Annotated in this window: 16 protein-coding genes; 11 read left to right on the forward strand and 5 right to left on the reverse strand. The window is 65.4% G+C overall.

What is annotated here, in order from left to right; all coding sequences use genetic code 11:
• Nucleotides 1-207: 207 nt before the first annotated feature.
• The 7 genes from recA to ASD45_RS05060 all read left to right on the forward strand — a co-directional run bounded on the left by recA (nucleotide 208) and on the right by ASD45_RS05060 (nucleotide 8,540).
• Nucleotides 208-1,290 (forward strand): recombinase RecA, encoded by a 1,083-nt coding sequence (recA, locus tag ASD45_RS05030; RefSeq protein ID WP_056910492.1) that lies wholly within the window; start codon nucleotides 208-210, stop codon nucleotides 1,288-1,290.
• Between the two features lie 75 nt (nucleotides 1,291-1,365).
• Nucleotides 1,366-1,869 (forward strand): hypothetical protein, encoded by a 504-nt coding sequence (locus ASD45_RS05035; RefSeq protein WP_056910493.1) that lies wholly within the window; start codon nucleotides 1,366-1,368, stop codon nucleotides 1,867-1,869.
• Nucleotides 1,870-2,258: 389 nt separating this feature from the next.
• Nucleotides 2,259-3,257 carry a zinc metalloprotease HtpX gene (htpX, locus tag ASD45_RS05040; protein WP_056910494.1) on the forward strand — a complete coding sequence of 333 codons (999 nt, stop codon included), beginning with the start codon at nucleotides 2,259-2,261 and terminating at the stop codon, nucleotides 3,255-3,257.
• Nucleotides 3,258-3,460: 203 nt separating this feature from the next.
• Complete coding sequence (gene alaS / locus ASD45_RS05045; protein WP_056910495.1) at nucleotides 3,461-6,121, forward strand: alanine--tRNA ligase; 2,661 nt, start codon at nucleotides 3,461-3,463, stop codon at nucleotides 6,119-6,121.
• Nucleotides 6,121-6,597, forward strand: coding sequence for a GNAT family N-acetyltransferase (locus ASD45_RS05050; RefSeq protein ID WP_056910496.1), 477 nt, complete (start codon nucleotides 6,121-6,123; stop codon nucleotides 6,595-6,597). Before alaS ends, ASD45_RS05050 begins: the two co-directional genes overlap by 1 nt.
• A 56-nt stretch (nucleotides 6,598-6,653) precedes the next feature.
• On the forward strand, nucleotides 6,654-7,277 hold the full coding sequence (locus ASD45_RS05055; RefSeq protein WP_056910497.1) for a LysE family translocator: 624 nt from the start codon (nucleotides 6,654-6,656) through the stop codon (nucleotides 7,275-7,277).
• Nucleotides 7,278-7,349: 72 nt separating this feature from the next.
• Entirely contained in the window at nucleotides 7,350-8,540 is a 1,191-nt protein-coding gene (locus ASD45_RS05060) for a cyclic nucleotide-gated ion channel (RefSeq protein WP_082540653.1), read from the forward strand.
• 25 nt (nucleotides 8,541-8,565) lie between these two features.
• Here ASD45_RS05060 and ASD45_RS05065 read toward each other — a convergent pair whose 3' ends face one another.
• The 3 genes from ASD45_RS05065 to ASD45_RS05075 form a co-directional block, all read right to left on the reverse strand.
• On the reverse strand, nucleotides 8,566-9,540 hold the full coding sequence (locus ASD45_RS05065; RefSeq protein ID WP_056910498.1) for a glycerophosphodiester phosphodiesterase family protein: 975 nt from the start codon (nucleotides 9,538-9,540) through the stop codon (nucleotides 8,566-8,568).
• A 120-nt stretch (nucleotides 9,541-9,660) separates the two neighbouring features.
• Nucleotides 9,661-10,875 carry an NADP-dependent isocitrate dehydrogenase gene (locus ASD45_RS05070; protein ID WP_056910499.1) on the reverse strand — a complete coding sequence of 405 codons (1,215 nt, stop codon included), beginning with the start codon at nucleotides 10,873-10,875 and terminating at the stop codon, nucleotides 9,661-9,663.
• Nucleotides 10,876-11,070: 195 nt separating this feature from the next.
• Nucleotides 11,071-13,293 carry an NADP-dependent isocitrate dehydrogenase gene (locus tag ASD45_RS05075; RefSeq protein ID WP_056910500.1) on the reverse strand — a complete coding sequence of 741 codons (2,223 nt, stop codon included), beginning with the start codon at nucleotides 13,291-13,293 and terminating at the stop codon, nucleotides 11,071-11,073.
• 134 nt (nucleotides 13,294-13,427) lie between these two features.
• On the opposite strand from ASD45_RS05075, the gene ASD45_RS05080 reads away from it, so the two are divergent.
• Nucleotides 13,428-14,639, forward strand: coding sequence for a TrmJ/YjtD family RNA methyltransferase (locus ASD45_RS05080; protein ID WP_056910501.1), 1,212 nt, complete (start codon nucleotides 13,428-13,430; stop codon nucleotides 14,637-14,639).
• Between the two features lie 114 nt (nucleotides 14,640-14,753).
• Here ASD45_RS05080 and ASD45_RS05085 read toward each other — a convergent pair whose 3' ends face one another.
• Both ASD45_RS05085 and ASD45_RS05090 read right to left on the reverse strand, forming a co-directional pair.
• Nucleotides 14,754-15,551: an aldolase/citrate lyase family protein gene (locus ASD45_RS05085; protein WP_056910502.1), complete on the reverse strand. Its 798-nt coding sequence runs from the start codon at nucleotides 15,549-15,551 to the stop codon at nucleotides 14,754-14,756.
• A gap of 17 nt (nucleotides 15,552-15,568) precedes the next feature.
• Nucleotides 15,569-15,883, reverse strand: coding sequence for a DUF1476 domain-containing protein (locus ASD45_RS05090; RefSeq protein WP_056912592.1), 315 nt, complete (start codon nucleotides 15,881-15,883; stop codon nucleotides 15,569-15,571).
• Between the two features lie 265 nt (nucleotides 15,884-16,148).
• On the opposite strand from ASD45_RS05090, the gene purC reads away from it, so the two are divergent.
• The 3 genes from purC (at nucleotide 16,149) to purQ (ending at nucleotide 18,080) form a co-directional block, all read left to right on the forward strand.
• Nucleotides 16,149-16,946, forward strand: a complete 798-nt coding sequence (gene purC / locus ASD45_RS05095; RefSeq protein WP_056910503.1) for a phosphoribosylaminoimidazolesuccinocarboxamide synthase — start codon at nucleotides 16,149-16,151, stop codon at nucleotides 16,944-16,946.
• A 174-nt stretch (nucleotides 16,947-17,120) separates the two neighbouring features.
• Complete coding sequence (purS, locus tag ASD45_RS05100) at nucleotides 17,121-17,363, forward strand: phosphoribosylformylglycinamidine synthase subunit PurS (RefSeq protein WP_056910504.1); 243 nt, start codon at nucleotides 17,121-17,123, stop codon at nucleotides 17,361-17,363.
• A 15-nt stretch (nucleotides 17,364-17,378) separates the two neighbouring features.
• Nucleotides 17,379-18,080, forward strand: a complete 702-nt coding sequence (purQ, locus tag ASD45_RS05105) for a phosphoribosylformylglycinamidine synthase subunit PurQ (protein WP_056910505.1) — start codon at nucleotides 17,379-17,381, stop codon at nucleotides 18,078-18,080.
• The last annotated feature ends 12 nt before the right edge of the window (nucleotides 18,081-18,092 follow it).

Here is an 18,092-nt window from a genome sequence, read left to right on the forward strand (position 1 = left end):
CCGAATTAAACTAGGTGCCTTCAGGATTTAAAACCAGCCAACGGTGGTCAAAAGAGCACAGTACCCAGCGGCCGAAAAGAACATATTGCGAACAGAGAACAAATAGAGTACAGTTTGATTCAACGTCGATCACGGCCTGCCGGGGGCGGGGAAAGCCCCATCCCTTCGTTGTCGGGGGTCGAATCTGAGCCCATATAGGAGCGACTCATGAGTCAGCCTGCCCTGCGTGTCGTCGAAGGATCATCCATGGATAAGTCGAAAGCCCTCTCCGCGGCGCTGAGCCAGATCGAGCGCCAGTTCGGCAAGGGCTCCGTGATGAAGCTCGGCAAGAACGACAAATCCATGGATGTGGAGACGGTTTCGACCGGCTCGCTCGGGCTGGACATTGCGCTCGGCGTCGGCGGCCTGCCGCGCGGCCGTATTGTCGAAATCTACGGGCCGGAATCGTCCGGCAAGACCACGCTGTCGCTGCACACCATCGCCGAAGCCCAGAAGAAGGGCGGCATCTGCGCCTTCGTCGACGTCGAGCACGCGCTCGACCCGGTCTATGCGCGCAAGCTTGGCGTCAATGTCGATGAACTGCTGATTTCGCAGCCCGATGCCGGCGAACAGGCGCTCGAAATCGCCGACACGCTGGTGCGCTCCGGCGCGGTGGACGTGCTGGTGGTCGATTCGGTCGCGGCCCTGGTGCCGCGCTCCGAACTCGAAGGCGAGATGGGCGATGTGCAGCCGGGTTCGCAGGCGCGCCTGATGAGCCAGGCGCTGCGCAAGCTGACCGCCTCGATCTCCAAGTCGCGCACCATGGTGATCTTCATCAACCAGATCCGCATGAAGATCGGCGTGATGTACGGTTCGCCCGAGACCACGTCGGGCGGCAACGCGCTCAAGTTCTACGCCTCGGTGCGCCTCGATATCCGCCGCATCGGCGCCATCAAGGACCGCGACGAGGTGATCGGCAACCAGACCCGCGTCAAGGTGGTGAAGAACAAGCTGGCGCCGCCGTTCAAGCAGGTCGAATTCGACATCATGTACGGCGAGGGCGTGTCGAAGACCGGCGAACTCATCGACCTCGGCGTCAAGGCCAATGTCGTGGAGAAGTCCGGCGCCTGGTATTCCTACGACAGCCAGCGCATCGGCCAGGGCCGCGAGAACGCCAAGGTGTTCCTCAAGCAGAATCCGGACGTCGCGGCGAAGATCGAAGCCGCCGTGCGCGCCAATTCCGGTGTCGTCGCCGAGGCCATCATGGCCGGTGAAGAAGACAAGGACGACGACGCCGCGGCCGAGGCTTGAAAAGCTCCGGGCACGCCGGATGATCGTGGCACTGCGCCACGCTCCGGCGCCGGTCTCGGCGGTAAGAACCTCTCCGTGACGGGAGAGGCGGCGACCGACGCAGAGCCGGCACAGGTGGCGACTTTGTCGCCGCTTGAAGCGCCCAAGCCTGTCAATCCGAAGGTTATCAATCAGGCGCCCGCTGACGAAGGTCAGATGGCTGCCGATGCGCCGGCCGCGATCGAGATGATCGAGCCGTCGACCGGGGAAGTCATCGTGCTGTCGCAGCACATGCCTGCAGCCAAGGCGAAAGCCGCGGTCGAGGAGCAGGTGACGCCGCTGGCCAAGCCGGAAAAGCGCAAGAACGCGAAACAGAAACTGAAGACCAAGCCCGCCGAGGACGAGACCACGCCGGATACGACGGCAACGGCAAAGTCCAACGCGGGTGCCAAGTCGGCCGAGGTGCTGGCCGCCAACGAGGCGCGAAAAGAGCGCAAGGCGGCGGCCAAGAACAAGGCCAAAGCGAAGGAAAAGCCCGCACGCGGCAACGACACTGCCAAGGCGAGCAAAGGCGGCGCCAAAGCGAAGAAGGGCCGCTAGACAAGAACTGACGTCACGGGCTCGAGGGTCCGTCAGGTTCAGGTTGTGCGTAAACGTTTGTCGCCCCCGTCGGCACCCGGCTGCATAAAGTGGCCGCCACCGAGGACGGGGGCGTCGGCGTTTTGTGGCCGCCGCTGCCGGCGAGCCGGCCCCGCGAGACCGTGCCGCCGCATGGCGCGGCGGGCCGACGCGTCGGGCGTCGAACCATGAAACGCCCGCGTGCGCGCGGCTGCCTGCGTCATCCTGTCATCGCCCTGCGGCGGTGCGGTCTCTTGCGTCAGGGCGCGGTCCTACCGACATTTTTCCTGACGATAACGGCACGGCACGTGGCACCCAGGGCGTCGGCGTTACGGCGCCTTGGCGGTTGCGCGTGCGGCACGAGGACCTGAATGAACTATTTCCGTACGGCGCTGTTGCTCGCGGGGCTGACCGCGCTGTTCATGGGCATCGGCTTTCTGATCGGCGGCTCGGGCGGCGCCATGATCGCGCTGGCGGTCGCTGCCGCCATGAACCTGTTCGCCTACTGGAACTCCGACAAGATGGTCTTGTCGATGCACGGCGCGCAGGCGATCGATCCGGCGGCGGCGCCCGATCTCTACGCCATGGTCGCGGAGCTGTCCCGCCGCGCCAACCTGCCGATGCCGCGGCTCTACGTCATGGACAATCCGCAGCCCAATGCGTTCGCGACCGGCCGCAATCCGCAGAACGCCGCGGTGGCGGTGACCACCGGGCTGCTGCGCTCGCTCGACCGCGACGAGATTGCCGGCGTCGTCGCCCATGAACTGGCGCACATCGCCAACCGCGACACGCTGATCATGACGATCACCGCGACGATTGCCGGCGCCATCTCGATGCTGGGTAATTTCGCGCTGTTCTCGGGGCTGTCCGGCAACCGCGACAACAACAACGGCTTCGGCCTGATCGGCACCATGGCCATGGTGATCCTCGGCCCGATCGCGGCGATGCTGGTGCAGATGGCGATCAGCCGCACCCGCGAATACGCCGCCGACGACCTCGGCGCGCGCATTTCCGGGCAGCCGCTGGCGCTGGCGTCCGCGCTCGGCAAGATCGCCAGCATCGCCCACATGGTGCCGAACGACACCGCCGAGCATCAGCCGGCGACGGCGCACATGTTCATCATCAATCCGCTATCGGGCGAGCGCATGGACAACCTGTTCTCGACCCATCCGGCGACCGAGAACCGTATCGCGGCGCTGCGTCAGCTCGCGGCGGCATCCGGCATGTACGCGGCCCCGGCGGCTGCTGCCGCCGGCCCGCGCCACGGTGTCTGGGGCGGCGGCCCGGCCGCGCGCGGCGGTTCGACGGGCGGCCCGGCTGGCGGACCCTGGGGCGGTCGCAGCAGCGGTCGCCGCGGCCCGTGGGGCTGAGGGCCGAGCGATCCCCGGCGTCTGCGTAGCGACCGGGGCGTCCCGACGGCCTCCCTCGACTCCGCTGCCCCCCGTCGCTAAATAGAACCCGGAAAAATCGAAGCCGGACGGGCCTTTATGCCCCCGGCCGGGTGCGCGAAGCCGGGGGGCTCGCCGCGCCCCGACAACACGGGGTTCCCGATCAGGGATTTGGGCGTTCGGACATGAGTGGCGTCAACGAAATCAGAAAAGGCTTCCTCGACTACTTCGCCAAGGCCGAGCACCGCGTGGTGCCGTCCTCGGCGCTGGTGCCGCGCAACGACCCGACCCTGATGTTCACCAATGCCGGCATGGTGCAGTTCAAGAACGTCTTCACCGGTGTCGAGAAGCGCGACTATGTCCGCGCCACCACCGCGCAGAAATGCGTGCGCGCCGGCGGCAAGCACAACGACCTCGATAATGTCGGCTACACCGCGCGGCATCACACCTTCTTCGAGATGCTCGGCAACTTCTCGTTCGGCGACTACTTCAAGGAACGCGCCATCGAGCTGGCCTGGACGCTGATCACCAAGGAGTTCGGGCTGCCGAAGGACAAGCTCTTGGTCACCGTCTATGCCGACGACGACGAGGCGCACGGCCTGTGGAAGAAGATCGCCGGCTTCTCGGACGACCGCATCATCCGCATCGGCACCTCCGACAACTTCTGGCAGATGGGCGACACCGGCCCGTGCGGCCCGTGCTCGGAAATCTTCATCGACCAGGGCCCGGCGCTGCAGGGCGGTCCGCCGGGTTCGCCGGACGAGGATGGCGATCGCTTCCTCGAGTTCTGGAATCTCGTGTTCATGCAGTACGAGCAGATCGAACCGGGCAACCGCGTGCCGCTGCCGCGTCCGTCGATCGATACCGGCATGGGGCTCGAGCGCATCGCCGCGATCATGCAGGGCGTGCACTCGAACTACGACACCGATCTGTTCCGCTCGCTGATCGAAGCCGTCTCGCACGCCATCGGCCGCGGCCCGACCGACGACAACCGCGCGTCCTACCGCGTCATCGCCGATCATCTGCGCGCCTCCGCGTTCCTGGTCGCCGACGGCGTGCTGCCGTCGAACGAAGGCCGCGGCTATGTGCTTCGCCGCATCATGCGCCGCGCCATGCGACACGCCGAACTCTTGGGCGCGCGCGATCCCCTGATGTTCAAGCTGGTGCCGGCGCTGGCCCGCGAAATGGGCCAGGCCTATCCGGAGCTGACGCGCGCCGACGCGCTGATCACCGAGACGCTCAAGCTCGAGGAGACGCGCTTCCGCAATACGCTCGCCAAGGGCCTGTCGATCCTCGACGACGCGTCGAAGTCGCTCAAGAAGGGCGACATGTTCGACGGCGAGACCGCGTTCACGCTGTACGACACCTACGGCTTCCCGCTCGATCTCACGCAGGACGCGCTGAAGACGCGCGGCATCTCGGTCGATATCGCCTCGTTCTCCGATGCCATGGAGCGCCAGCGCGCCAAGGCGCGCGAGAGCTGGAAGGGCTCGGGCGATGCGGCCAGTGAAGCCATCTGGTTTCCGCTGCGCGAGCGGCTCGGCTCGACCGAATTCCTCGGCTATGAAACCGAGAGCGCCGAAGGCGTCGTCGCGGCGCTGATCAAGGACGGTAAGGAAGTCGCTGCGCTGAAGGCCGGCGACACCGGCCAGATCGTGCTGAACCAGACGCCGTTCTATGGCGAGTCCGGCGGCCAGGTCGGCGATACCGGCGAGATGCGCGCGAGCGGCGTCAAGATCGCCGTCACCGACACCCAGAAGAAGCAGGGCGACTTGTTCGTCCACGACGTCAAGGTGGTCGAGGGCACGGTGAAGGCCGGCGATCCGCTGCTGCTGGAAGTCGATCACAGCCGCCGCGCCGCCATCCGCCAGAACCATTCGGCGACGCATCTGTTGCACGAGGCGCTGCGCCTGGTGCTGGGCGATCACGTCGCGCAGAAGGGCTCGATGGTGTCGGCCGACCGGCTGCGTTTCGATTTCTCGCACCCCAAACCCGTGACCGCGCATGAACTGGCGCAGGTCGAGGAGATCGCCAACGACATCGTATTGCAGAACGCGCCGGTGACGACGCGGCTGATGGCGCTCGATGACGCGCGCGCCTCCGGCGCCCGCGCCTTGTTCGGCGAGAAATACGGCGACGAAGTGCGCGTTGTGGCGATGGGCGAGGGTTCGGGCAATACGCTCGGCTGGTCGGTCGAATTGTGCGGCGGCACCCACGTCAAGCGCACCGGCGATATCGGTTTCATCACCGGATTGACCGACAGCGGCGTCGCCGCCGGCGTGCGCCGCCTCGAGGCGATGACCGGCAAGGCCGCGCGCCATTTCGTCAACAGGGAACTCAACATCGCGCGCCACGCTGCCGCCGAACTGAAGGCGCCGCTCGAGGACATGCCGGCGCGCATCACGGCGCTGCTCGACGAGCGCAAGAAGCTCGAGCGCGAGTTGACCGACGCCAAGAAGAAGTTGGCGATGGGCGGCGGTGCTGGCGCTTCGAGTGGGGCGCCGGCCGACATCCGCACCGTCGGCGACATCAAGCTGATGGCGCGCGCCGTGACCGGTATCGACATCAAGGATCTCAAGTCGCTCGCCGACGAAGGCAAGAAGCAGATCGGCTCCGGCGTCGTCGCGCTGGTCGCGACCAGCGAGGACGGCAAGGCCGGCATCGTCGTCGGCGTCACTGCGGATCTCACGTCGCGCTTCAACGCCGTCGATCTGGTGCGCAAGGCTTCCGAAGCGCTCGGCGGCAAGGGCGGCGGCGGCCGGCCCGACATGGCGCAGGCCGGCGGCCCGGACGGCGCCAAGGCCGAAGCGGCGCTCAAAGCGGTCGAGGCAGCACTGGCAGGCTGATGAGCGGGGCCTTCACCGTCTCGCGCTTTTCCGACCCGGCGCGGGCCGATGAGCTGCTCGCGCTGGTTCAGGCTGCGTTCGGCAGGCTCGACATCGATCCGCCGTCCGGTGTGCTGAAGGAAACCGTCGCGGACTTCGTCACGCGGCTGCGATCCGAAACCTGCTTCGTCATCGAGCAGGATGGCCGCATCGCCGCCAGCGTGTTCTGCATCCGCCAAGATGACGCGCTCTATATCGGCCGGCTCGCCGTGGCGCCGGAGTTTCGGCGCCGCGGCCTCGCGAGCGCGCTGGTCGAAGCGGCCAAGGCCGAAGCGCGCCGCCTCGGCGCCCGGCGCATGACGCTGCGCGTGCGGATCTCCCTTGCGGACAATGTCGCGTTGTTTGAGCGTCACGGCTTCGCGATCGTGGCCGAGGACACCCATGCCGGCTATAGTGCGCCGACCCAGTACGCGATGGAGCTGGTGCTGGCGGAGTAGTTGATTGCCACGCGAGGCGATACAAGAGTGTCCACCCTCAGCACGCGGTTGCCACCATGATCGGCCACATCCATCTCACCCTCATCATGATCGCCGCGCTCGTCGCGGTCGCGAGCCCGGGACCCGCCGTGCTGGCGATCGCCGGCACCTCGATGAAGGCCGGGCGCCGCAGCGGCCTGATCTTCGCCTCCGGCGTGACGACCGGCTCGTTCACCTGGTCGATCGGCGCGGCGGCGGGCCTCTCGGCCGTGATGCTGGCGAACGCCTGGCTGATCGAACTGGTCCGGTATTTCGGCGCGGCTTATCTGCTGTTTCTCGCCTTCAAGTCGGCGCGCTCGGCGCTGACGCCGGGCGTGACGGAGCCGCAGGGCTTCGCCTCGGCGTCGCCGCGGCGCGCCTTCGTGCGCGGCCTGACGCTGCATCTCACCAATCCCAAGGCGATCCTGTTCTTCGGCTCGCTCTATTCCTTCGGCGTGCCGGCCGACGCCACGCTGGCCGATCTGGCGCTGATCGTTGTCGCCGTCGGCATCCAGAGCGCAGTGGTGCTGCACGGCTACGCGCTGTTGTTCTCGAACCCGGTCGTGGTTGCCAGCTATCTCAAGCTGAGACGCTGGTTCGACGGCGTGTTCGCCGTGGCCTTCGGCTACGCCGGCTACAAGATCCTGTCGGCCCGGCTTTAGTCCGGCGCGGCGATACCGGCGCGCGGCGGGTCCGGCTCGTGTATCCTGTGACGGTCGATTCGGGGCAGGGTAATGGCGCGTCGCCGGGCCAGAGATTTCCGTCAGCGGGTGAACCTCATCCTCGAACAGGGGCAGGTCGGCGATCCCGTCAGCGTCGTCATCGATCGCTTCCTCGTCCTGCTGCTGCTGGTCAATCTGTTCGCGGTCGCGCTGGAATCCGTCCCGTCGATCGAAGCCGGCTACGGCAGACTGTTCGCCGTCATCGAATATTTTTCGCTGGGCGTGTTCACCCTCGAATATATCGCGCGCATCTGGTCGTCGGTGGAACACCCGCCGCACCAACACCTGTCGCCGTCGCGGGCGCGGTTCAAATACATCCTCAGCGCGGCCGGCCTCGTCGATCTGGTATCGGTGCTGCCGTTCTGGATCGCCATCGTGACGCCGATCGACCTGCGCTTCGTGCTGGTGTTCCGCATGGTGCGGTTCTTCAAGTTCGCGCGTTATTCGCCGGCCATGCGGTCGCTCATCGACGTGCTGTACCGCGAGCGCCGCGCCCTGTTCGGCTGCCTGGTGATGACCGCGGGCGCGAGCCTCATTCTGGCGTCGCTGATGCACCTCGCCGAAGCCGAAGCCCAGCCCGAAAAGCTCGGCACCATTCCCGACGCGATGTGGTGGGCGATCGTGACCATCGGCACCATCGGCTACGGCGACGTCGTGCCGGTGACGCCGCTCGGCAAGGTGATCGCCACCATCGGCATTTTCACCGGCGTGGTCTTCCTGGCGCTGCCGGTCGGCATTATCGCCACCGCCTTTTCCGAGCAGATCCATCGCCGCGACTTCATCGTCACCTGGGGCATGGTCGCCAAGGTGCCGCTGTTTTCCGAACTCGATGCCAGCGAGATCGCCAACATCATGGAATTGTTGCGTGCCCAGGTGGCCGAGCCGGGCGAGGCGATCATCCGCGAGGGCGAGGTAGCGCATGCCATGTACTTCATCGCCGACGGCAAGGTCGAGGTGGCGCTGAAGAAGCGGGAGAATGCGGTCCTCGGCCCGGGCCAGTTTTTCGGTGAAGTGGCCGTGCTCAGGCGCGGCCGCCGCTCGGCCACCGCGGTCGCGCTGACGCGCGTCAGTCTCCTGGTGCTCGCGGCGCAGGATCTGCACGCGCTGATGCGCCGCGACGATCATATCGCGGCGCGCATCCAGGACACCGTCAAGAAACGCGTCGGCGAGGAAGTGCTCCCCAGCGACAGCGACGAGGTCTGACGCGCCCGAGGGCACGCCGGCGGAATCAGCGGCGGGCGAGCGGCGCGATGCGGTCGATGCGGTTGGTCCAGATGCCGCCGTCATAGCCGGCCGGAAGCGACCTGAACTGCGTCTCGTTATCGATGCCGCTGGCTCCATCGGTGCCGTCATACGGGCCGGCGACGAGCACGATCGACCCGACATGCTTCATGCGGCGCACGAACTTGTCCGGCCAGCCCCAGGCGAAGGGCGCGACGTTCGACGGCAGGATGATCAGCGAGTTGCGGCACTCCTTGGGCACGAAGCCCGACCAGCCGAACAGCAGATAGCGCAGCGCACAGGACTTGAGGGAGCGTATCGACATCACCGCGACGTCCGGCAGCTTGTCGTGGAATGACTGGATCGGTTTGTCGCCGCCGTAGACCATCAGCCGGTCGCGCGCCTCGGGCATGAGCGCGGCAAGCCGCGCCGCCAGCCGCTCGCCTTCGCTGGGGTCGTTGCTCTTGATGTTGATGAGGAAGCGCTGCTCGGGAAACGTGGCGAGGACCTCATCGAGCGACGGCATCAGGCCGACGCCCGTGCCGCGGAAGGGGAAGGTCTTGCCGCCGTCGGCCGTATAGCCGTAGCCGATATCGAGTTTCTTGAGCTCGGCGAGGCTGTGCTCACGCGTTACGCCGTGGCCTTCGGTGCGGCAGTCGAGCGTCCAGTCGTGGAAGATGGCGAAGCCGCCGTCGGTCGTCGGCTGCACGTCGAATTCGACGATATCGGCGCCGTCGGCGAAGGCGGCCTGCATCGAGGCAATGGTGTTTTCGAGATAGCGATGCTCGGGCGGATCGATGCGTGCCGCAGTGCAGGTCGTGTTGGTCAGCCCCTCGCGGTGATAGGTCTGCGCCAGGCCGCGATGGGCGAGCAGGGTCGGCCGTTCGCCCGACGGCTTCGCCAGCATGTTGGTATTCTTCAAGAAGCAGAAGGCGGCGAACAGCAGAGCCACCAGAGCCGCCCAGCGGAAAACTCGCATCATCGCTCGCCCTTGTTCGGGCTCTCTCCCTGGATGATGCCTGCGGCGGAATGACGGCGCATCGTACCCAACAAAGCGGCGCGGCGATGTGCCGCGCCGTTACGCATTCAGGCCGGCGGGCGCTCAGGCCGCCATCGCCGCTTTCAAATTCTCGTCGATCTTGTCGAGGAAGCCGGTGGTCGACAGCCAGCGCTGGTCGGGGCCGACGAGAAGGGCGAGGTCCTTGGTCATGAATCCCGACTGCACGGTGTCGATGCAGACCTTCTCCAGCGTCAGCGAAAAATTCATCAGCGCGTCGTTGCCGTCGAGCTTGGCGCGATGGGCGAGGCCGCGGGTCCAGGCGAAGATCGAGGCGATCGAATTGGTCGAGGTCTCCTGGCCCTGCTGGTGCTGGCGATAGTGGCGCGTCACCGTGCCATGCGCGGCTTCCGCTTCCACCACCTTGCCGTCCGGCGTCATCAGCACCGAGGTCATCAGGCCGAGCGAGCCGAAGCCCTGCGCCACGGTGTCGGACTGCACGTCGCCGTCGTAGTTCTTGCAGGCCCAGACATAGCCGCCCGACCACTTCAACGACGAGGCGACCATGTCGTCGATCAGGCGGTGCTGGTAGGTCAGTTTCTTGGCTTCGAACTTGTCCTTGAACTCGGCGTCGAACACCTGCTGGAACAGCTCCATGAAGCGGCCGTCATACTGCTTCAGGATGGTATTCTTGGTCGACAGGTAAAGCGGATAGCTGCGGTTCAGCGCGTAGTTCATCGAAGCGCGGGCGAAATCGATGATCGACTCGTCGAGATTGTACATCGCCATGGTGACGCCGGAGCCGGGCGCCTTGAACACTTCCTTCTCGATCACCTTGCCGTCGTCGCCGACAAATTTGAGCGTCAGCGTGCCCTTGCCGGGGAATTTGAAGTCGGTGGCGCGGTACTGGTCGCCATAGGCGTGGCGGCCGATGATGATCGGCTGGGTCCAGCCCGGCACCAGGCGCGGCACGTTCTTGCAGATGATCGGTTCGCGGAAGATGGTGCCGCCGAGGATGTTGCGGATGGTGCCGTTCGGGCTCTTCCACATTTCCTTGAGATTGAACTCCTTCACGCGGCCTTCGTCCGGCGTGATGGTGGCGCACTTGACGGCGACGCCGACTTCCTTGGTCTTGTTGGCGGCGTCGATGGTGATCTGGTCGCCGGTCGCGTCGCGGTTCTCGACCGAGAGGTCGTAATAGAGCAGGTCAACATCCAGGTAGGGATGGATCAGCTTGTCCTTGATGAGTTGCCAGATGATGCGGGTCATCTCGTCGCCGTCCATTTCGACGACGGGGTTCTTCACCTTGATCTTCGCCATTTTTCGGAACCACCTGTTGAGAGCCGGCATCGGCATCGCGGCCGCGCCGGCTCTATAACATCGACTTTTGTGACGTGAAAGCCGCGGTGGTTCATTGACTTAAGTCGCATGCGCCAGCGCGCCGTCGCCGCCAAAAGCAACAACCCGCCCGATGCTGCCATCGGGCGGGTTGACGTTGTCCCGTATCGCGGCCGCCTAGAGCGTGCCGAGCGCGTCGTTCAGCGTCTTGCTCGGCCGCATTGCCGCCGAGGTCTTATCGGTGTCCGGCAGGTAGTAGCCGCCGGTATCGACCGGCTTGCCCTGCGCGGCGATCAGTTCGGCGTCGATCTTGGCCTCGTTGGCCGCCAGCGTTTCCGCCAGCGGCTTGAAGCGCGCCGCGAGGCCGGAGCTGTTGTCGCGCCGGGCCAGCGCCTTCGCCCAGTAGAGCGCCAGGTAGAAATGGCTGCCGCGGTTGTCCAATTCGCCCACTTTGCGCGCCGGCGAGCGGTTGTGCTCAAGGATCTCGGCGTTCGCCTCGTCGAGCGTTTCGGCCAGGACCTTCACGTCCTCGTTGCCGCTGACCTGCGCGAGGTGTTCGAGCGAGGCGCCCAGCGCCAGGAACTCGCCCAGCGAATCCCAGCGCAGATAACCTTCGCCCTTGAACTGCTCGACGTGCTTCGGCGCCGAGCCGCCGGCGCCCGTCTCGAACAGCCCGCCGCCCTGCAGCAGCGGAACGATCGACAGCATCTTCGCCGAGGTGCCGAGCTCCATGATCGGGAACAGGTCGGTGAGATAGTCGCGCAGCACGTTGCCGGTCACCGAGATCGTGTCCTGGCCCTTGCGGATACGCTCCAGCGAGAACTTCGTCGCTTCGACCGGCGGCAGGATGCGGATGTCGAGCCCCCTGGTGTCCTCGTTCTTGAGGTATTTCTCGACCTTGGCGATAAGCTGCGCGTCGTGCGCGCGTTTGGCATCGAGCCAGAACACCGCCGGGGTGTTGGTCAGGCGCGCGCGACGCACCGCCAGCTTGACCCAATCCTGGATCGGCGCGTCCTTGACCTGGCACATGCGGAAGATGTCGCCGGTCTCGACCTTCTGGGTCATCAGGACTTTGCCGTCCTCGGCGACCACGTTGACCGTGCCGTCGGCGGGGATGCGGAAGGTCTTGTCGTGCGAGCCGTATTCCTCGGCCGCCTGCGCCATCAAGCCGACGTTCGGGACCGAGCCCATCGTCTTCGGATCGAACGCGCCGTTGGCCTTGCAGTCGTCGATGACGGCCTGGAACAGCGTCGAGTAGCAGCGGTCGGGGATCGCGGCGATGCAGTCGTGCAACTTGCCGTCGGGGCCCCACATCTTGCCCGACTCGCGGATCATCGCCGGCATCGACGCATCGATGATGACGTCGGAAGGCACGTGCAGATTGGTGATGCCCTTGTCGGAGTTGACCATCGCGAGGCTGGGCCGCTTGGCGTATTCGGCCTGGATGTCCGCCTTGATCGCGGCCTTCTCGGCCTCGGGCAGGGTTTCAATCTTGGCCATCATCTCGCCGACGCCGGTGTCGGGATTGACGCCGAGCTTGGTCAGGGTGGCGCCATGCTTCTTGAAGACGTCGGCGAAGAACACCGAAATGCAGTGTCCGAACAGGATGGGATCGGAGATCTTCATCATCGTGGTCTTAACGTGCAGCGAGAACAGGATGCCGTCCTTCTTCGCCGCCTCGATCGCATCGGCGTAGAAGGCGTCGAGCGCCTTCACGTTCATCACCGAGCAATCGATGACTTCGCCGGCCTGAAGCGGCGTCTTCGCCTTCAGTACGGTCACCGCGCCGTCCTTGCCGACAAATTCGATCTTGGCGTTGGTCGCCGCCGCAACGGTGGTCGCGACTTCCGAACCATAGAAATCGCCGCCCGTCATATGCATCACGCGGGTTTTCGATTCCTTGCTCCAGGCGCCCATCTTGTGCGGATGGCTGCGCGCATAGGCCTTGACGGCGCCGGCGGCGCGGCGGTCCGAGTTGCCCTCGCGCAGCACCGGATTGACCGCGCTGCCCAGCACCTTGCCGTAGCGGGCGCCGATTTCCTTGTCGGCCGGCGTCGCGTCGCTGTCGGGATAATTGGGGACGTCGTAACCCTTGCTCTGAAGCTCCTTGATCGCGGCTTTGAGTTGCGGGATCGAGGCGGAAATATTGGGCAGCTTGATGATGTTGGCTTCCGGCTTCATCGCCAGCTTGCCGAGCTCGGCGAGTTGGTCGTTGATCTTCTGCTCGGGTTTCAGCTTCTCGGGGAAGTTGGCGAGGATGCGGCCGGCCAGCGAAATGTCCTTGAGGGTGACCTTGACCCCGGCCGCGCCGACGAAAGCCTTGACGATCGGCAGCAGGGAATAGGTCGCGAGCGCCGGGGCTTCATCGACTTTTGTCCACATGATTTCGAGATCTGACATGCTTTGAACCCCAAGTTGAACGCTAGGTCGCGGTGCTGGTTGCGGCCCTATAGCATCCCGTTTTGGGGGGCGGAAGCCGCGCTTTCGCATGGTCTGGTAGGAGGTTATAGAGCGCGGGAACGGAGCTTTCTGCCATGCCCGGAGCCGGGACCGACAAGACCAAACGCTGGATCGAGCAGCCGGGACCCGTCGTGGTGCTGGTCGAGCCGCAAATGGGCGAGAACATTGGCGCCGCGGCGCGGGCCATGGCCAATTTCGGTCTCGGCCGCCTGCGTCTGGTCAAGCCGCGTCAGGGCTGGCCGAACGAGAAAGCCGTGACGATGGCCGCCGGGGCGGATCGCATCCTCGACGGCGCACTGCTTTATGAGACGCTGGCGGAGGCGGTGGCGGATTGCTCCTTCGTCATCGCCACGACCGCACGTCACCATGACCAGCACAAGCCCATCATCGATGCGGTCGAGGCGGCGCGCGAGATGGCGCCGCGCGTTTCGGCCGGCGATACCGTGGCGCTGGTGTTCGGCCGCGAACGCAATGGCCTGGAAAACCACGAGGTGGGGCTTGCCGACCGCATCCTGACGCTGCCGGTCAATCCGGCCTTCGCCTCGCTCAACCTGGCGCAGGCGGTAATCGTCGTCGCCTATGAGTGGTTCAAGCTCGCGGGCCGCGACGCCGTGCGCGAGGACGAGCCGCGGCGCTCGCCGCCGGTCGGCAAGCAGCAGCTTGGCGCCTTCTTCCGCGATCTCGAAAGCGAACTGGACAAGGTCGAGTTCTTCCGGCCCGCCGAGAAGCGCGAGACCATGACGATCAACCTGCACAACATCTTCACGCGGATGGAATTGACGCAGCAGGATGTCCGCACGCTGCACGGCGTGATCATGGCGATCGCTCATGGCCGCAAGGGGCCGGCGCGGGGCGGTACGCTCGATCCGCAGGCGGCCGAGGAGTTGCGCGGCATCATCGCCGACCACGGCGCCGGCACCGTGCTGCAGGAGCGTGCCCCGGTGAAGGGCCTCGCCCGGCTGCTCCGGCGCAATCCGACCGAGGCCGAACGCACGTTCTGGACCGCGCTGACCAACGACAGGCGTTTCGCCGGGCTCGGCTTCAAGCGACAGGTGCCACTCGGCCCGCATATGGCGGACCTGGTGTCGATCCCGCTGCGCTGCGTGGTCGAAATCGTGCCGGCGACGGAAACCGACACCGCGCGGGACATGCGGCCGGTCCGCCACGAGTGGCTCGCGGCCCGCAATTACCGCGTCATCACCATCGCGGCGGCGGACGTCGAGAAGGACGTGAAGGCGGTGCTGGATGATCTGGCGCCGCGCGTCAGCGCCGCGGACCAGGCATAGAGCGCGACAATTTCTCCGGTCATCCCCGCGAACGCGGGGATCCAGAGCCTTTTATCCCGATCGGCAAAGTAAGTACTGGGCCCCCGCTTTCGCGGGGGCGAGCGGAGTGTACGCTTAGAACGCGTCTTTCGCGCCGCTGGCCTTCACCGGCAGCTTCTTCAACGCCGCGGCCGAGCCCTCGCGCACCAGGCTGAAATCGCTGCCGACGGTCATGAAGCGGAAGCCGCGCTTGGCCATATCGAGCGCGCGCTGCGCGTCGCGGCAGTAGATGCCGGGAATCTTGCCGGCCTTGATGGCGGCGGCGCAGATCTTGTCGATCGCGGCGTTGACCGCCGGCGCCTCGATATCCTGGGCCTTGCCGCCCGACAACGCGGTGGAGAGGTCGTAGGGGCCAATGAACAGCGCATCGATGCCGGGCGTCGCCGCGATGACCTCGACGTTCTTAAGCGCCTCCGGCGTCTCGATCATGGCAAAGGTGAGGGTGCCGTCATTGGCCGCCGACAGGTAATCGGTCGCCGGCATCTGGCCTTGCAGCATGGTCGCACGCGGCGGTCCGAAGGAACGCTCGCCGAGCGGAAGGTACTTGGCGGCTGCAGCAAATTGCCGGGCGTCGTCGGCGTTGTTGATCATCGGTGCGATGATGCCCTCGGCGCCGAAATCGAGCGCCCGGCTGACCAGCGCGAAATCGGCGAGCGGGACGCGGACAAAGGGCGCGGAGCCTGCGTGATGGACGCCGCCGATACCGGCGATCAGCGAGGTGATGTCCCAGAGCCCGTGTTGGGCATCGAGCACGACCGCCGGGAAGCCTTCTCGGGCAATGGTTTCGGCCACGATGGGCGCGCCCATCATGCACCAGCCTGAGAACACGGTCTCACCCGCGCGGAGTCGGCGGGCGAGCGAGAAGGCAGCCATCGGCGCGTCCGCCTGCTTCAGCTCTTCTGGATCTGCGCGATCGCCTGCGCCAGAAGCTCGTTCATCTGGGCGCGGATCTGCTGCTCGGTCACGCCCTTGCCCTCGAGATCCTTGGCGACCTTCTTGAAGACGTCGTGATCGCCGGCTTCCTCGAAGTCGGACAGCACGACCTCCTTGGCATAAGCCTCGGCATCCGGCCCGGACTTGCCGAGCAGCCCCGCGGCCCAGAGGCCGAGAAGCTTGTTGCGGCGAGCCATCGCCTTGAACTGCAATTCCTCGTCATGCGCGAACTTCTTTTCGAAGCCTTCTTCGCGCTTGTCGAAAGTCGTCATGCCGCCCTCACGATTGACAGGATTATAATGCGCTTGCATATCGCCCGATTGGGGTCAAGGCAACCTGCGAGGCGGCTATTGCGGCAAAATTGCGAAGTGGAAAACGTCGCACCCCGTCGATTGTGCTGCCCGAACCATTGGGCTAGGTTGACCTCGTGGCCCAGCCGTTTTAGCGCAGAACGACATTCGTTTGCGTTAGATCGATTAGCCCGGATCACAGCCGCGGATCTTGACGCTTTTGATTTAAAAGGGAACCACGGCACCCATGGACATTCACCAACCACGGTACATCCCGATGAGCCGACGCCGCCGCATTTACGAAGGCAAGGCGAAGGTCCTCTATGAGGGCCCGGAGCCAGGGACGCTGATTCAGCATTTCAAGGACGACGCCACCGCCTTCAACGCCAAAAAGCACGAAGTGATCGAAGGCAAGGGCGTGCTGAACAACCGTATCTCGGAATACGTTTTCCAGCACTTGAACGATATCGGCGTACCCACGCATTTCATCCGCAGGCTCAACATGCGCGAGCAGTTGATCCGCGAGGTGGAAATCATTCCGCTCGAAGTGGTGGTGCGCAACGTCGCCGCCGGTTCGCTGGCGACCCGCCTCGGCATCGAGGAAGGCACGCAGCTGCCACGCTCGATCATCGAGTTCTATTACAAGAACGACAAGCTCAACGACCCGATGGTGTCGGAAGAGCACATCACCGCGTTCGGCTGGGCCTCGCCCCAGGAGATCGACGACATCATGGCGCTCGCCATTCGCGTCAACGACTTCCTGTCGGGCCTGTTCCTCGGCGTCGGCATCCGTCTCGTCGACTTCAAGATGGAAACCGGCCGGCTCTGGGAGAACGACGTGATGCGCATCGTCGTGGCCGACGAGATTTCGCCGGATTCCTGCCGGTTGTGGGACATCAAGACCAACGACAAGATGGACAAGGACCGTTTCCGCCGTGACATGGGCGGGCTGGTCGAGGCCTACACCGAAGTCGCCAAGCGCCTGGGCATCGTTGCCGAGGGCGAGCGGCCGCAGGGCACCGGACCGGTGCTCGTGAAAGGCTGAGGACGGCCGCTATTCGCTGGTCGTTGTGGTTTGCGTCATGCCCGGCCTTGTGCCGGGCATCCACGTCTTTTAGGTAGGTCGTGCCGGAAGTTGTGGATGGCCGGGACATAAGGGCGTTTACGCCCGTCTGCGACGGGCTATGCCCGGCCGTGACGAGATGCAAATAGGCGAATCATGAAAGCGCGCGTCACCGTTACCCTGAAATCCGGCGTTCTCGATCCGCAAGGCAAGGCGATCGAGGGTGCCCTGCGTTCGCTCGGTGTCGACGGCGTCGCCTCGGTGCGTCAGGGCAAGGTGTTCGATATCGAACTCGAGGGCGGCGACCCGAAAAAGGCCGAGGCGCTGCTCAACCAGGCCGCCGACAAGCTGCTGGCGAATACCGTGATCGAAAATTACCGTGTCGAGGTCATTGGTTAGGATCGAGGCACTGCCATGAAAGCCGCCGTCCTCGTCTTCCCGGGTATCAATCGCGAGCGCGATATGGCGCGCACGCTCCGGCTTGTTTCGGGGCAGGCGCCCAGCATGGTCTGGCACGCCGAGCGCAAGCTGCCGGCGGGCACGGATCTCGTCGTGGTGCCGGGCGGTTTCTCCTATGGCGACTACCTGCGCTGCGGCGCCATCGCCGCGCGCTCGCCGATCATGGATGCGGTGCGCGCCTTTGCCGCCAAGGGCGGGCTGGTGCTGGGCGTCTGCAACGGCTTCCAGATCCTGTGCGAATCGGGGCTGCTGCCGGGCGTGCTGATGCGCAACGAGAACCTGCGGTTCATCTGCCGCGACGTGTTCCTCAAGGTCGAGCGCTCGGATACGCCGTTCACGCGCGGCTACAATGCCGGGCAGGTGATCCGCGTGCCGGTCGCCCATGGCGAAGGCAACTACATCGCCGACGGCGAGACCATCGCGCGGCTGGAAGGCGAGGGCCGGGTGATATTCCGCTACTCGTCGCCGGACGGCATGATCGACCCGGACTGGAATCACAACGGCGCCATCAACGCCATCGCCGGTATCGCCAACGACCGCGGCAACGTGCTCGGCATGATGCCGCATCCGGAAAATCACGTCGAAGCCGATATCGGCTCGACCGACGGCCGCGGCCTGTTTGCCGGCCTGGCCAAGCAACTCGGCGCCGCCGCCTAAAAAGCCCTGAAT

Origin of the sequence: Pseudolabrys sp. Root1462, from assembly GCF_001426945.1 — a bacterium.
Classification (GTDB): Bacteria; Pseudomonadota; Alphaproteobacteria; order Rhizobiales; family Xanthobacteraceae; genus Pseudolabrys.